Origin of the sequence: Streptomyces microflavus (assembly GCF_014650075.1) — a bacterium.
Taxonomy (GTDB): Bacteria; Actinomycetota; Actinomycetes; order Streptomycetales; family Streptomycetaceae; genus Streptomyces; species Streptomyces microflavus.
Map to the genome: position 1 here is coordinate 113,432 of NZ_BMUG01000004.1, position 13,893 is coordinate 127,324.

General features: G+C 68.2%; 15 protein-coding genes and 1 pseudogene. 8 read left to right on the plus strand and 8 right to left on the minus strand.

Features of this window, described 5'->3' with window-relative positions; translation table 11 throughout:
* Window positions 1–478: 478 nt before the first annotated feature.
* The 3 genes and pseudogenes from IE264_RS12850 to IE264_RS12860 form a co-directional block, all read right to left on the minus strand.
* Complete coding sequence (locus tag IE264_RS12850) at window positions 479–1,582, minus strand: hypothetical protein (RefSeq protein ID WP_158706537.1); 1,104 nt, start codon at window positions 1,580–1,582, stop codon at window positions 479–481.
* A gap of 96 nt (window positions 1,583–1,678) precedes the next feature.
* On the minus strand, window positions 1,679–2,209 hold the full coding sequence (locus IE264_RS12855) for an NUDIX domain-containing protein (protein WP_032757916.1): 531 nt from the start codon (window positions 2,207–2,209) through the stop codon (window positions 1,679–1,681).
* A gap of 1 nt (window position 2,210) precedes the next feature.
* Window positions 2,211–3,566, minus strand: a pseudogene (locus tag IE264_RS12860) (NsdA family TPR-like regulatory protein).
* Between the two features lie 203 nt (window positions 3,567–3,769).
* Here IE264_RS12860 and IE264_RS12865 point away from each other — a divergent pair.
* The 4 genes from IE264_RS12865 (at window position 3,770) to IE264_RS12880 (ending at window position 6,762) form a co-directional block, all read left to right on the plus strand.
* The gene (locus IE264_RS12865) at window positions 3,770–4,519 is read left to right on the plus strand and encodes a hypothetical protein (RefSeq protein ID WP_032757917.1); all 750 of its coding nucleotides are present in this window, start codon (window positions 3,770–3,772) and stop codon (window positions 4,517–4,519) included.
* 77 nt (window positions 4,520–4,596) lie between these two features.
* On the plus strand, window positions 4,597–5,508 hold the full coding sequence (locus IE264_RS12870; RefSeq protein WP_032757918.1) for a phosphotransferase family protein: 912 nt from the start codon (window positions 4,597–4,599) through the stop codon (window positions 5,506–5,508).
* A complete protein-coding gene (locus IE264_RS12875) occupies window positions 5,509–6,201 on the plus strand; it encodes a class I SAM-dependent methyltransferase (RefSeq protein ID WP_032757919.1) in 693 nt (230 codons plus the stop codon).
* Between the two features lie 15 nt (window positions 6,202–6,216).
* Entirely contained in the window at window positions 6,217–6,762 is a 546-nt protein-coding gene (locus IE264_RS12880; protein ID WP_032757920.1) for an HAD domain-containing protein, read from the plus strand.
* A 182-nt stretch (window positions 6,763–6,944) separates the two neighbouring features.
* On the opposite strand, the gene sodN is transcribed toward IE264_RS12880, so the two are convergent.
* On the minus strand, window positions 6,945–7,340 hold the full coding sequence (gene sodN / locus IE264_RS12885; protein ID WP_015611295.1) for a superoxide dismutase, Ni: 396 nt from the start codon (window positions 7,338–7,340) through the stop codon (window positions 6,945–6,947).
* A 121-nt stretch (window positions 7,341–7,461) separates the two neighbouring features.
* Here sodN and sodX point away from each other — a divergent pair, with 121 nt between their 5' ends.
* Window positions 7,462–7,959 (plus strand): nickel-type superoxide dismutase maturation protease, encoded by a 498-nt coding sequence (gene sodX / locus IE264_RS12890; protein ID WP_015611296.1) that lies wholly within the window; start codon window positions 7,462–7,464, stop codon window positions 7,957–7,959.
* On the opposite strand, the gene IE264_RS12895 is transcribed toward sodX, so the two are convergent.
* The gene (locus tag IE264_RS12895; protein WP_015611297.1) at window positions 7,872–8,492 is read right to left on the minus strand and encodes a CGNR zinc finger domain-containing protein; all 621 of its coding nucleotides are present in this window, start codon (window positions 8,490–8,492) and stop codon (window positions 7,872–7,874) included. The two genes, sodX and IE264_RS12895, sit on opposite strands and share 88 nt — an antisense overlap.
* Window positions 8,493–8,580: 88 nt before the next feature.
* On the opposite strand from IE264_RS12895, the gene IE264_RS12900 reads away from it, so the two are divergent.
* The 3 genes from IE264_RS12900 to IE264_RS12910 all read left to right on the plus strand — a co-directional run bounded on the left by IE264_RS12900 (window position 8,581) and on the right by IE264_RS12910 (window position 10,749).
* A complete protein-coding gene (locus tag IE264_RS12900; RefSeq protein WP_032757921.1) occupies window positions 8,581–9,342 on the plus strand; it encodes a class I SAM-dependent methyltransferase in 762 nt (253 codons plus the stop codon).
* A gap of 118 nt (window positions 9,343–9,460) precedes the next feature.
* Window positions 9,461–9,949 carry a SigE family RNA polymerase sigma factor gene (locus IE264_RS12905; protein WP_032757922.1) on the plus strand — a complete coding sequence of 163 codons (489 nt, stop codon included), beginning with the start codon at window positions 9,461–9,463 and terminating at the stop codon, window positions 9,947–9,949.
* Window positions 9,946–10,749: a hypothetical protein gene (locus IE264_RS12910; protein WP_032757923.1), complete on the plus strand. Its 804-nt coding sequence runs from the start codon at window positions 9,946–9,948 to the stop codon at window positions 10,747–10,749. Before IE264_RS12905 ends, IE264_RS12910 begins: the two co-directional genes overlap by 4 nt.
* 216 nt (window positions 10,750–10,965) lie before the next feature.
* On the opposite strand, the gene IE264_RS12915 is transcribed toward IE264_RS12910, so the two are convergent.
* Genes IE264_RS12915 through IE264_RS12925 form a run of 3 tightly spaced genes read right to left on the minus strand, consistent with a single transcriptional unit; the run spans window position 10,966 to window position 13,686 of the window.
* Window positions 10,966–11,730 carry an amino acid ABC transporter ATP-binding protein gene (locus tag IE264_RS12915; RefSeq protein ID WP_015611301.1) on the minus strand — a complete coding sequence of 255 codons (765 nt, stop codon included), beginning with the start codon at window positions 11,728–11,730 and terminating at the stop codon, window positions 10,966–10,968.
* Window positions 11,727–12,695, minus strand: coding sequence for an amino acid ABC transporter permease (locus IE264_RS12920; RefSeq protein ID WP_015611302.1), 969 nt, complete (start codon window positions 12,693–12,695; stop codon window positions 11,727–11,729). The genes IE264_RS12915 and IE264_RS12920 overlap by 4 nt, the downstream gene beginning before the upstream one ends.
* A gap of 28 nt (window positions 12,696–12,723) precedes the next feature.
* Window positions 12,724–13,686 (minus strand): ABC transporter substrate-binding protein, encoded by a 963-nt coding sequence (locus IE264_RS12925; protein ID WP_032757925.1) that lies wholly within the window; start codon window positions 13,684–13,686, stop codon window positions 12,724–12,726.
* Window positions 13,687–13,893: the final 207 nt, after the last annotated feature.

Consider the following 13,893-nt stretch of genomic DNA (forward strand, 5'->3'; position numbering starts at 1 on the left):
TACCCCGTCCGCCTGAGACCGCCCGAACGCAGGATGGCCGCCCGAACGCAGAAAGACCGCACCCGGTCCACCGGAGCCGCCGATTTCGGCGACCCGTGAACCGGGTGCGGTCGGATGGGTGACACGACCGGCCGCGAAGGGCAGGCCGGCCGCTCCCACCGGGGATCAAGCCTTCTTGGTCTCCAAGTAGCGGGCAGGGTCGGTGACCTGCGGGGATCTTCCCTGTGGGGCGCTGACCTGGCCTTTTGGTGATGGCTGGCGTTGGGGTGCGACGGTCCTGATCGGGTGTCCTGCGGACTGTGTGCGGACTGGGGCGCCTTCCGTCGGCATGGGTGAAGGAATTCTGGGTGTTGGGCAGATGCACAACGACCCACCTTCACCGGGGAGATCGACGCCGTCGGCGACGTAGAGGTTCCGGCGGTGACCAGCTATCAGAGCCTGGCTCGGCTTCCCTTTTTCCCGCTCGCAACGGGGTCGGTTACACGCCTTTCGCCCATTCGTTCAAGGATTCGGCCGTTTCGCGAATGCAGGTATCGATCAGCTCACTCAGTTCTTCGAAGTCGTATGAAGGGAAATACTGAGGTACCAGTCCAAAGATCGGTTGTCTGAGATCAACCTTTGTGACATCGGCCCCTCGCAACAAGTTGTAGTGAATCAAAGTGTTTCGGAACTCTCGCACCGCACCATTCGTTATGACGCTTGCGGCGTCCATGTTCAGAATCCCGTCCAGTGCTGTGTAGGATGGGCGTGACAGTGGATAGCGGGCGTCATCTTTGAGAATTTTGAGGCTCGACAATACTTGGTACAGGGTGATGTAGCGAATCTTGAATACCGTGTACTCAAGGTTGTGGGTATCCGCGCCTGCAGTGATGATCTTATCGAGAAAATTCATCCTGACTTGGAAGTCGGTCAAGGCGCCGTTGATGGCTGGCGTCGCTACTCCGTTAAAAGCTTGCGCGTAGTACGTTGAAGCGCGTACGTCTTTAGCCTTCACTTCCGGCTCGGATAGGTGGCACGCAAACGTCTCACTTCCTTGGGTGTCCATGCGGGCGCCAAGTGCTCCGAAGCATTGCCCCATCTGCTGCATAATGCCAAGCATGTACTTGCCGTTGTCGTCCTGGAAAAGTTTCTCCGCTTCAACTCCAAGGTGAAACGCAGCAGCGTGTGAGGTGGTAACTAGGTTTCCCTCATACGTGAACAGTCCCAGATCTTTCTCCCACTTCCGGGCGAGCCAGAGCCAGGTATTCCCGAGAAAATATTTGGAGTGCTTGGTCGAGATTTCATCCTCGAAATACCTGAGCTGTCCTGCAATGTGTCGCTGCGTATCTTCGAAGAGCTTCAGGCTATGCCTAGCGCGAGCGCACACCTCCTCGGCTTCTTCAGAGAATCCATTAAAAGCCGAGGGGTCGATTGCCTGGGGCTTTCTCTTTGCCTCGTGAAGCACTAGTGAGAAATACGGACTCATGCATAGAGGTATGATCCAAGATATTCCCGCAGAGTCAACTGCTTGAAAGTCGCGAAATAGTCGGCCCATGTAATCGACATCTTTCGCCACGCCGGCCTTGATGACGTCATCATTCACGGACAATCCGGCCTCCTGTTCGTGTTGGGTTTCTGTTTCAGTTGTTGGGCGGCTGCTTGCATGCGTGTACCTGAAGTCGATCGCCGTCGGTAGCCTCTATTGCCAGCCGTCGAAGGAGACCTGTGGGCCTCCCGTGAGATACCGGTGGAGTGCACTGCAGGTGGTGCGCACGAAGTTTGCGGGGATCGCGTCCGCGTCAACCCAGTTGACCAGAGAGTGCTTGCGGGGTTCGCGGTTTTCGGGTTCGCCGGTCCATTCATAGGCGGCGAAGACGACCGTGAGGAAGCCGTTGGGGGACTCAACGCCCCAGGCGCCGTGGATGATGTGGGCGACCTTGAGGGCCTCGGGCTTCACCGTGAGGCCGGTCTCCTCGTAGAGCTCGCGGACGGCCGTCTCGGTAATCGGTTCGCCCGGTTCACTCTTGCCGACGGGGAGGTCCCACATGCCTTGAGCGAACTTGGCGTTCTCGCTGCGTTGCAGGAGGACGACGCGGTTGGTGGCCTTGTCGTGGACGATGACGGCCGCGACCAGCAGGGTCATGGAGTCGAGTGCCGGCTTGAGGGCCGGGGGGCGGTTGTCGGTCTGCTGGGCCACGGGGTTCCCTTCGTCGGGCGGGTTGTTGGGCATGTTAGGCGAGGGCCTCGCGGGCGCGGCGGGCGAGATCTGCGGCCCCGGGGACGCGGCGGCGCTGGTATACCGCCAGGGTGGAGCGGATCGAGGTGATGGCCTTGCGGGTGCGGTCGGAGGTCATGCCCTCCATGAGGATCAGCGCCTGGGTCCAGGCGGCGACTGCTTCGTCGGCGCGGGCTTGGGCGGCGAGGCTGTCGCCGAGGTCGGCGTGGGTGAGGGCGTGGACTCGCTTGTACTTCTCCGGGTCCCAGCGGGTGAGCGCGTCGCGGTGCTGTTGTTCCGTGCCGATGTGGTCGGCGAGGTCGGTCAGCGTGCGGGCGGTGTGGCTGGACACGGTGCCGGCTGCTGGGCCGCTGACGCGGGAGAAGCTGGGCTGGGGCCCGTCTTCGCGCAGGAGTGCGTCTTCGGCGGCGAGGAGAGCACGGGCGGCCAATGGGTTCTCGCCGACCGCTGCGTAGGCGCGGGCGTGCGTGATGTGGAGGAGCGCTTCCGTCTGGCCGTCTACGTGGCCGAGGCCGCGGGTGAGGGCGCCTTTGACGAGGTCCACGCAGTGGTGGGGTTGCTTGAGGCTGAGGGACTGGTGGGCGAGGGCGCGCATCATCCAGGCGGCGTGGCCGTGGGGGTCGGCTTCGCAGGCGAGCTGGTAGCCAACCTGGTAGTAGCGCTGGGCGGCGCCTTCGTGGCCGAGGTCGTGGTGCTTCCACCCTGCGAGGTAGGCGAGTTCGGCAACGGCGCCGAAGGCGGCCTGGCGTAAGGCTTCTGTGGGGAAGCGGCCGCGCAGTATGGGGGCGGCGGTGTCGGCAAGGTACGCGGTGACTGTGGTCAGGCCGTGCCCGCCGCCGAGCCGTTCGTCGGCGGCGCTGAAGGCTGCCGTGATCTGTCGTACGACGTCGATGTCGTCGCTGCCGACGAGGGAGCGGGCGGTGCGGGCGCGGAGCATCCGCGAGGTGGCTTCGTGGTCGTGCAGGAGCGGCATGGCGACGCCGGCCGTGGTGAAGGCGGCGATGGCGAGGAAACGGCGGCGTTCGACGTCCGCGCGGCCGAGGTCGGTGACCGTGGTGACGGGGTCGGTGTCCGGTGGCGACTCCGTGTCGGGTGAGTGGAGGCCGAGCTCGGTTCGGGTGACGACGCGTCCCAGTCGCCGGGAGAGGGCTTCGGCGAGGTACTGGCCTGCCTAGCCGGATGGCGTGCGGGCACCGCCCGCCCAGTGGGAGATGGCCGACTTGTTGGTCTGGAGCAGTTCGCCGTTCTCGGCGGCGATGCGGCGTACGTCCTTGGCGAGTGCCTCGTACGTGCACCCGGCGGCGTTGATCGTGTCGCGCAGGCGGGAGTTGGTGCTGGTTGGTGTCGGCACGATCGCCTCCGCTCCGGATCCGTAAACCGTGTATACCGCTGGACCCCGGTCACACCGTACCCACTCTGCGTAGCGGACGGTTCACTTATCGACAGCCGCCCCACTCACGGCAACGCGGGCCGGGCGGCCCCCAAGTTCCGTACGCCCTAACGGGCTCGGGCATTCCTGTGCCCCGGGCCCGGACGATCAGAGACGGAGACACGGTGACCACCATCGACACCGCGACCATCACGGTCGAGCTGCCCGACTCCTTCGACCCGCGCTGGAACCGCCTGCCCGGCATCCAGGTCGACGGCCGGCGCATCATCATCAACCCGGCCGAGTACTTCTTCCGCTTCGAGTCCAGCACCTGGCTCGTCGCCGACTGGGAGTTGGTGAAGGCCCAGCTCCTCGACGTGGACGAGACTGCCGGGAGCGCGGTCGAGCAGCTCGCGCTCGACTTCATCAAGAACCACGGCGAGTCCACCTCCGACGCGGCCCGCGTGCTGGCGACGGCGTACGGGGTGTACTCGTACCTCTTCCGCGAGGAACACCTGGCCGGCCTCGGCCTCCCGCAGATCACCGCCGACCACCTGCGCATGCTGCGCGAGGCGGCCACGCTGATGGTGCTCAACAAGGTCGAGCTGGACGGGCACATCTCCAACGTCGGCCCGTGCTGGTTCTTCCCCGCCGCCACCTCCGTCGTCTTCGACCTGGACGACGCGACCGGCGGAATGCTCGACGAGGTCTACCACGGCGGCTGGTTCAACGAACACCGCCGGATCGAGTCCATCAAGGCCCACGCCGCGCTCGGCGGCCGGCTCGTGCACGGCTGCCAGTCCGTGCCGGACCAGTCCGGCGGCGTCGTCGCGCCCTACGGTGCCTCGATGGCCAACTTCCGTGACGACCTGGCCGAGTTCAAGGCTAGCTGGATCGAGCAGATCTACGCCCACCGCGTGACCGCAGCCGAGTAACCCTGCCCCCAGTACGGCTCCGGGGCGGGCCAGCTCGCGCGCCCGCCCCGGAGCCCACCAGTCCCCTGGAGACCCCCATGGCCCAGAGCCTGTCCGCCACCCTGCTGAACGACCTGTGCGCTCTCATCGGCAAGCCCCTCCCCGAACGTGCCGAGATTCGCGTCTGGGGCATGTCCGGCGTCGAACGCGTCACCTTCCCCGACAGCACCACAGCCGTTTTCAAGTACGCCAAGGAACCCTTCGACCGCGAGGCCCAGGCCCTGCGGGCGGCATACCAGCGCGGCCTCCCAGTCCCCGCCCTCCACGCCACTGCCACGCAGGACAAGTGGCTCGGGATGCTCATGGACGACCTCGGCACCCCCGTACGGGAGGCAGACGACCTCGACGGTGTCGCCGCCGCCGTGATGCTCCATGCCGCTCGCCCGGCGGGCGGTCTGCCCCTCCTCGATGGGGCGGGCCTCGCGGCCCTGCCCGGCCGAGCCCTCGATCACCTCCAGCGGCTGCGGAAGGCCGACCGATGGACGGGCTGCGACGACATCGAGACCGCGCTGGGGAAGATCTCTGCCGCATCCGAGGCCCGCGTCGAAGGTGCGACGCTCGATCCGTTCGGCTGGGTCCACTCCGAGTTCCACCCCACGAGCGTCCACATCGGGGAGAACGGCTGGCACCTCCTCGACTTCGCACGCGCCTTCACCGGGCCCGGCTTGATCGACCTCGCCTCGTACCACGGCACCACCGACGTACCGAGCCCCTTCCGACTGCGGGTCTTCCTGGAGCAGTACGTCACCGCAGGTGGTCATGAGGACGCCCTCGCCGCTCGGGGCGGCCTGGCCGCAGAGGCATGGGCACTGGGCTGGCACCGCATGTGGGCCGTGGAGTGGTTCATGGAGCAGGCCATCCGCTGGATCGACGACCCGGCCAAGGACCCCGCGTACATCCCCGTCGTCCGCCGCCACCTGAACGACGTGGTCCAACTCCTGGAGGTCTAGGTGCTCGCCCAGGTCTCCCCCTGGTACGCCCACGCAGCCCAGCGCACAGCCGCCGCCCCCGCGCACGCCCTCACCGCGCCGGCCCGGATGGAATGGAGCACCCACGCGGGCTTCGGTCCCGGCGCCGAGATCCTGGGACGGGACCTGTGCGGCAAGCGCCTCCTGGAGCTGGGCTGCGGTCCCGGCCACAACGTTGCCCACCTCGCAAAGCACCACCAGGCCCGCGTCACCGGCGTAGACCTGGTCGGCCTCCAGGTACGCCGCGCCCGCTCCCACTACGGCCACATCGACGGCGCCACGTTCGCCGCCGGCCACGCACTGCACCACCTTCAGGCCACCGGCCAGACCTTCGACACGATCTACTCCGTCTTCGGCGCCGTCGGCCTCGTCGCCCCCGAGCTCCTCCTCGCCGCTATTTCCCGACGCCTGAAACCGGGCGGTGTCCTGGCCTTCTCCGTCCCTCACCCGGCACGGGCCGGAAGACATCCATCCACGGCCGACCGTCCGCGCGAGGACTACGTCACCATGCCCGACCGCACCCGACTTCCCCTCGCCCGATGGGAATTCGATGCCCGCCGCTGGAACGCCCACCTCTCCCGGGCGGGCCTGCGCGTCACCTCGACGGTGGAGCTGCGGCACCCGCGCCGCGACCCTTGGCCCACCACCCTCCTGATCACCGCCCGCAAACGCTGACCGACGGAGGCACCGATGCCCCTGCCCTACCTGCTCCTGGACATCGACGGCGTCCTCATCCCGTTCCCGGCCGCCGACGGCAGCACCCCGCCCACCCACGTCCGTCACACCGTCCTGCCCGCCGGTCGGCACCCCGACGACCCCGTGCCCATCTGGCTCGACCCGAGACAGGGCGTCATTCTCACTGACCTCGTGACCAGCGGACTCGTTACCCCCGTCTGGTGCACGAGCTGGCGCAAGGACGCCACCACGATCATCGGCCCCCTCCTGGGCCTGCCAGACTTCTCCTACCTCGACCTGCCACGTCCTCAGATCACCACCAGCCACCCCAACGGCTACCTCTGGAAACGCGACCACGTCGACGTCTGGCTGGCAGACGCCCCCGCCGTCTGGATCGACGACGACTTCACCAGCCTTGACCACGCCTGGGCGACGGAGCGCACCGCCCGGGGAACGGCGACTTTCCTCATTCAGCCCGATCCGTACGTGGGACTGCAGCTGGAGCATCTGACAGAGGCTGTGTCGTGGGTGAACCGGGTGTCAGCGGCCGACGCCGCCTGAGCGACCGCACCTGGATGACCCGGTCCCCAAAGCCCGGGTGCCCCGGAGAAGGCCCGGGTGACCCGGCGCGAACGACCGCACCCGGCCCGCCATGGACGCCTTGTTGGCGGCCTGCGGACCGGGTGCGGTCGTTCAGGCCGGTCCGGACGCGCGTGAGCGCGGGCCGAGCGGCCTGGGGAAGATCAAGCCTTCTTGGTCTCCCAGAAGATCCTGTCGACCTCGGCGATCAGGTCCAGGGCCTTCTGACCCGTCTTCGGGTCGTTCGAGCCCTTGGCCGCGGAGAGCGCCTTCAGGGTGTCGTTGATCAGCTGGTGCAGCTCCGGGTACTTCTCGAAGTGCGGGGGCTTGAAGTAGTCGCTCCAGAGCACCGAGACGTGGTGCTTCGCGAGCTCGGCGCGCTGTTCCTTGATCAGGATCGCGCGGGTGCGGAAGTCCGCGTCCTCATTGGCCTGGTACTTCTCCTGGACGGCCTTGACCGACTCGGCCTCGATGCGGGCCTGGGCCGGGTCGTAGACGCCGCAGGGCAGGTCGCAGTGGGCGCTGACCTTCACCTTGGGGGCAAACAGGCGGGAAAGCATGGAGCTGTCCTCCTCGTGATCGTCTTCTCAGGTGGGACATTACTCCGTGGAGCGCCGCTTTCCGTGGCTGCCCCAGGGGCTTAGGTCAAAAGTCCGGGGTGGGAATCGGGTCGTCGGCCGAATGTACGGAGCGGAACGCGGTACGCGGGACGGTGTGCCGGAGGAGGACCGGGAGGTGGCCGAGATGCCGGAGCGGGGACGGGTGTCCGGAGGGCGGGGCGGGCGGCGGCCGTTGAGGGTGGTGGAGGTGACGGGGCCTTCGATGGTGCCCACGCTCTACCACGGGGACCTGCTGCTGGTGCAGTACGGGGTGCCGGTGCGCCCCGGTGACGTGGTGATCCTGCGTCACCCCTTCCAGCAGGACCTGCTGGTGGTGAAGCGGGCGGTCGAACAGCGGCCGGGCGGCTGGTGGGTGCGGGGCGACAACACGTTCGCGGGCGGGGACAGCACGGATTACGGGGTGGTCCCCGAGGAACTCGTACTGGCCCGGGTGCGGGCCCGCTACCGGCCCCCGGCCAAGGGCTCCAAGGGTCAGCGGTCGGTGACCGAGGTGCTCGGCTGGGCGGCCTCGGCGCTCAGGCCGGTCCGGTCCGCCTCCACCCGCTTGCGGGCCCGGTAGGCGGCCACGTTGGCCCGGGTGGCGCAGCGGTCCGAGCAGTAGCGCCGGGACCGGTTGGTGGAGGTGTCCAGGTAGGCGTTGCGGCACGGGGCCGCCTCGCACAGGCCGAGCCGGTCCACGCCGTGCGAGGTCAGGTGGAAGGCGAGGCCCATCGCTGCGATGGCCGCGTATCCGGCGGTCGCGTTCGAGGGGTGGTCGGCCAGGTGCATGTGCCAGTCCGGCCTGCCGTCCTCGTCCCGGACGTCGTGCCCGGAGATCTGCGGGCTCACCGGGAACTCCAGCAGCAGTGAGTTGAGCAGGTCGACCGCGAGCGTCTCGTCGCCGCCGTCGGCCGCCTCGAAGACCGCGCGGAGCCGGGCCCGTACGGAACGGAAGCGGGTCACGTCCGCGTCCGTCGTCCGCCGCGCCGCCTGCTGGTTGGCGCCGAACAGTTCCCGGACCGCCTCGACCGAGGTGAGGGCGTCCTTGTTGCGGGCCGGCTCCTCGGTGTTGACCAGGCGCACGGCGTAGTCCGAGTAATAGGCCAGTTCCACTTGTAGTCCTTACCGGGTCGGTCTAGGGTCTGGGTGTCGGCCAGTGTAATAGGTGGCTGACATCAATGGGTCTTACTTGGAGGTTGGCATGACGGAGACGGGGACGAGCACCGACTGGCAGTCCTGGCAGGAGAGCTGGGACCGGCAGCAGGAGTGGTACATGCCCGACCGTGAGGAGCGGTTCCGGGTGATGCTGGACATGGTCGAGGCGGTCGTCGGCCCCGCGCCCCGGGTCCTCGACCTCGCGTGCGGTACGGGAAGTATTACCGACCGGCTCCTGAAGCGGTTCCCGGACGCCACGAGCACCGGTGTCGACCTCGACCCCGCTCTCCTGGCGATAGCCCGCGGCACCTTCGAGGGCGACGACCGGGTCACCTTCCACGCCGCCGACCTCAAGGACCCCGACTGGACCACCCGGCTGCCTCACACCTCGTACGACGCCGTCCTCACCGCCACCGCCCTGCACTGGTTCCACAGCGAGCCGCTGGCCGTGCTGTACGGGCAGCTCGGCGGTCTCGTCCGGGACGGCGGGGTCTTCATGAACGCCGACCGCACCATCGACCCCGGCACTCCCCGGATCAACGACGCCGAACGCGCCCACCGGCACGCCGCCATGGACCGCGCCAAGGCCGCCGGTGCCCTGGACTGGGCCGAGTGGTGGGCCGTCGCCGCCAAGGACCCCGTACTCGCCGGACCCACCGCCGAACGGTTCGCGATCTACGGCGAGCACGCGGACGGCGACATGCCCTCCGCCGACTGGCACGCCCGCACCCTGCTCGCCTCCGGCTTCGGCGAGGCCCGCGCGGTCTGGGCCTCACCTTCGGACAGCCTGGTCCTCGCCGTGAAGTAGCGGCCCGAATCCCGCAACCTCCCGCACCCCCCGACGCACTGAAAGGGTGAGACGGTCCGCAGCCGCGGGCCCGGGGGAAGAGGGGGGCGGTCCATGCGGATCCCGGAATGGGGCCGGAATGCGGACCGGTGAGGACGCCGCGCTGCACGACTTCGTGGAGGGCAGACGCACCGCGCTGTTCCGCAGCGCCTATCTGCTGTGCGGCGACCGGCACGAGGCCGAGGACCTGGTCCAGAGCGCGCTGGTCAAGGTCGTCCTCGGCGGTCGGCGGCACGGACGGCTCGACAACATCGAGGCGTACGCCCGCAAGACGCTGGTCAACACCTTCATCGCGAGCCGCCGGAGGTTCTGGCGGCGTGAGCAGGCGTACGCCGAACTGCCCGACCGCCAGATGGCCACGTCCGACACGGACACCGGCCTGGTCGTCCGGGAGGCGCTCGCCCGGCTCACACCCAAGCAGCGCGCGGTGCTGGTCCTCCGGTATTGGGAGGACCTGAGCGTGGAGGCCACGGCCGAGGCGCTCGGGATGCGGACGAACACGGTCAAGAGCCACGCGGCTCGTGGCCTGGCGGCGCTGCGCGCCGGGATGGCGGAGGAATTGGTATGAACGACGTCCACGAGCTGCTCGACCGCGCTGCCGACGAGGCGGGGGCCCCGGGGTTCTCCACCGATGCGGTGTACGCCAGGGCCGCCCGGATACGGCGGCGCCGCCGGGCCGTCGTCTCGGCTGCGGTGCTCACGGTGGCTGCGGCCGGGGCGTTCACGGTGGCCCGGGCCGGCTCGCCGGCGGACACCGCCCGCTCCTCGGTGGCGACGACGCCCCTGCCGGCCGGGTCCCCGACGAGCGCGGCACCCGGTCCAGCGGGCACCAAGGCGGAGCGGCTGGACGCGCTGCTGCCCCCGGACGTGGGGGACATCGAACAGGTCCTGATCCTCGCCCTCACCAAGCAGTTGCCGCCCGAGCAGGCGACCCCCGACTACCTGGGGCCGCTGGACGGTGAGTACGCGTTCCGCAAGAACGGCGGCGTGGGCTATCTCGTCCTCTCCTACGAGGACCGGAAGGCCGTGACGGAGAAGATCGGCCGCCCGGCCGATCCGGACGAGGACCTCTGCACCGAAGTGCCCCCGAGCACCTTCCGGAATCACTGCACCCGTGAGGTGCTCCCCGACGGCCGGGTGCTGACCGTGTGGAACGACCCCATGCAGTTCCGGGGCGGCGACGATGTCCGCTGGGGACCCGAGCTCGTCGGCCGACTCGTCCAGAGGGACGGCTCCCGGCTCCTCGTGCGCTCCAGCACCGGGTTCGAGAGCACCGGAACCCAGGGGCCGCTGCTGGACGCGCCCCCGGTCTCCCGGGAGCAGCTGAGGGAGTTGCTCACCGGTCCGGAGGTGCTGCCCCAGGGCTGACAGGGCCCCGCCGGACGCGTGGACGGGCGGCCCAGGCCCGCACCCGGGCTGGACCCGGCCCGGACCCGGCCCCGGGCTGGACCCGGGCCGATCCCAGCCCGCACCCAGGCCCGCACCCAGGCCCGCACCCAGGCCCGGACCCGGCCCGGGACGCGGAAGAGGGCGGCACGGACCCTGGGTCCGTACCGCCCTCTCCCTCACAGCCTGTGCAGCGGGCTACAGCACCTTCGACAGGAACGACTTCGTCCGGTCGTGCTGCGGATTGGTCAGCACGTCGCGCGGGTGGCCGGACTCGACCACCACGCCGTCGTCCATGAAGACCAGCGCGTCACCGACCTCGCGGGCGAAGCCCATCTCGTGGGTGACGACGATCATCGTCATGCCGTCCTCGGCCAGGCCGCGCATGACGTCCAGGACATCGCCCACCAGCTCGGGGTCGAGCGCGGAGGTCGGCTCGTCGAAGAGCATCAGCTTCGGCTCCATCGCCAGCGCACGGGCGATGGCGACGCGCTGCTGCTGGCCGCCGGAGAGCTGGGTGGGGTAGTTCTTCGCCTTGTCGGCGAGGCCCACCCGGTCCAGCAGCTTCTCGGCGCGGGCCCGGGCCACGGCCTTGGCCTCGCCCTTGACCTGGATCGGCGCCTCCATGACGTTCTCGAGCGCCGTCATGTGCGGGAACAGGTTGAAGCGCTGGAAGACCATGCCGATGTCCCGGCGCTGGAGGGCGACCTCGCTGTCCTTGAGCTCGTAGAGCTTGTCGCCCTTCTGCCGGTAGCCGACCAGCTGGCCGTCGACCGAGAGCCGGCCGGCGTTGATCTGCTCCAGGTGGTTGATGCACCGCAGGAACGTCGACTTGCCGGAACCGGACGGGCCGATCAGGCAGAACACCTCACGCGGGGCGACCTCCAGGTCGATGCCCTTGAGGATGTGGGCGGCGCCGAAGGACTTGTGGACGCCCTCGGCCTTCACCATGGGGGTGGTCATGCGGAGACACCTCCGGAGGGCCGGTTGCTGAACGAGGCGAGGTTCACCTTGATGCGCTGCAGCGGCGTGAGCGGCAGCGAGCGCAGCGAGCCGCGGGCGTAACGGCGCTCCAGGTAGTACTGGCCGACGCTGAACACGCTGGTCATCACGATGTACCAGATGGACGCGACGAAGAGCATCTCCATCACCGCGTACGACGTGGAGCCGATCTGCGAGGTGGAGCGGAGCAGCTCGTTGTAGGTGACCGCGTAGACCAGCGAGGAGGTCTTCAGCATGTTGATGAACTCGTTGCCGGTCGGCGGGATGATCACCCGCAGCGCCTGCGGCAGGACCACGCGGCGCATGGTCTTGCCCTGGGTCATGCCCAGCGCGTGCGACGCCTCGGTCTGGCCCTCGTCGACCGACTGGATGCCGGCGCGGCAGATCTCCGCCATGTAGGCGGCCTCGTTCAGGGCGAGCCCCAGCAGGGCGCACATGAACGGGGTCATGACGTCCGTCATCTCGTCCTTGTAGATGAACGGGATGTTCAGGACCGGGAAGATCAGCGCCAGGTTGAACCAGAGCAGCAGCTGGACGTAGACCGGCGTGCCCCGGAAGAACCAGATGTACAGCCAGGCCACCCAGCTGGTGACCGGGTTCTTCGAGAGCCGCATCACGGCCAGGACGACACCGAGGATCACGCCGAGCACCATGGCGAGGACGCTGATCAGCAGGGTGCGGCCCGCTCCGGCGACGACGTTGCTGTCGAACAGCTTGTCGCCCACGGCCTGCCACTGGATGTTGCCCTGCGAGAAGGCGTACACGAGGGCGGCGAGGAGGCCGATGACCACGATGCCGCTGATCCAGCGGCCGACGTGGCGGACCGGGATGGCCTTGATGTTCTCCGGGGCCGTGGTGGCGGCCTTGGAGACGGACACCTGGCCGGCCGGTGAGCCGGGGGGTGTCTTGTCGAACTTGTCAGTCATCGTGACTGCCCTTCAGTGGAGCGTCCGGTCACTTGCCGCTGTTGATGGCGGCCTTGTCGATCGCTCCTGTGCCGGCGCCCCACTTGTCGAGCACCTTCTTGTAGGAACCGTCGGCGATGATCGCGTCGACGGCCTCCTTCAGGGCGTCCCGCAGCGCGGTGTTGTCCTTCTTGACGGCGATACCGAACGGGCCGGCGTCGATCTGCTCACCGACGACCTCGAAGGCGTTGCCGCCGTCGGCCTTGCGGGCCAGGTCGACCGCGACCGGGTAGTCGTTGACACCGGCGACCGCACCGCCGGACTTGACCCGGGTCTGGGCCTCGGTGTCGTTCTCGAACGACTCGATCTTGACAGCCTTCTTGCCGCCGTCCGTACATGCCTTGGACTGCTTCTTGAGGGCTTCCTCGTAGGTGGTGCCGCGCTGGACGGCGGCGGTCTTCCCGCAGAGGTCCTCGATGGACTTGATGTTCTGCGGGTTGCCCTTCTTGGTGTACACGGCGGTGCCGGCGAGGAAGTAGTCGACGAAGTCGACGCCCTCACCCAGCTTCTTGCCGGAGTCGTCCAGGCCCTCCTGGCGCTGCTTGTTGTCCGTGATGGACGACATGGCGATGTCGTGGCGGCCGGAGTTCAGGGCGGTGATCAGTCCGTCGAAGGAGCCGGAGGTGAACTCGAACTTCACACCCAGCTGCTTGCCGAGGGCCTCGGCGATGTCGGGGTCGACGCCCACGATCTTGCCGTTCTCCACGGACTCCATCGGGGCGTACTCGGCGTTCGTGCCGACCTTGATGACACCCGACTTCTGGTACTTCTCCGGCAGCTTGGAGAAGAGGGGGGCCCCGGCCTTGGTGGCCGTGGCGTCGCCGCCCTCCGAGGAGGCGCTCTCGGTCTGGTCGCCGCAGGCGGTGAGCAGCAGGGTGCCGGCGACCGCGATGGCGCCGACCGCCGCAATCCGGGACTTCGCGGTCTTACGACGCATGATGCTTGCGGTCATGTCGGGATCCTCCGGCAGGTGAGGGTGAGGGTGCTTTCGGGCGGCTTGGCACGCACCTTCGAGTGTCGCCACCTTGTGTGATGACGGCATCCTGCCATTTGGACTGGCCCATTCAGGGGCCCAGTCATGTCAAAATCGGATAACGGGCGACCCCCGAACTCGCGTGGCCGGTACCTGGGGACCGGACCATCTCCCGCGAACGCTTCT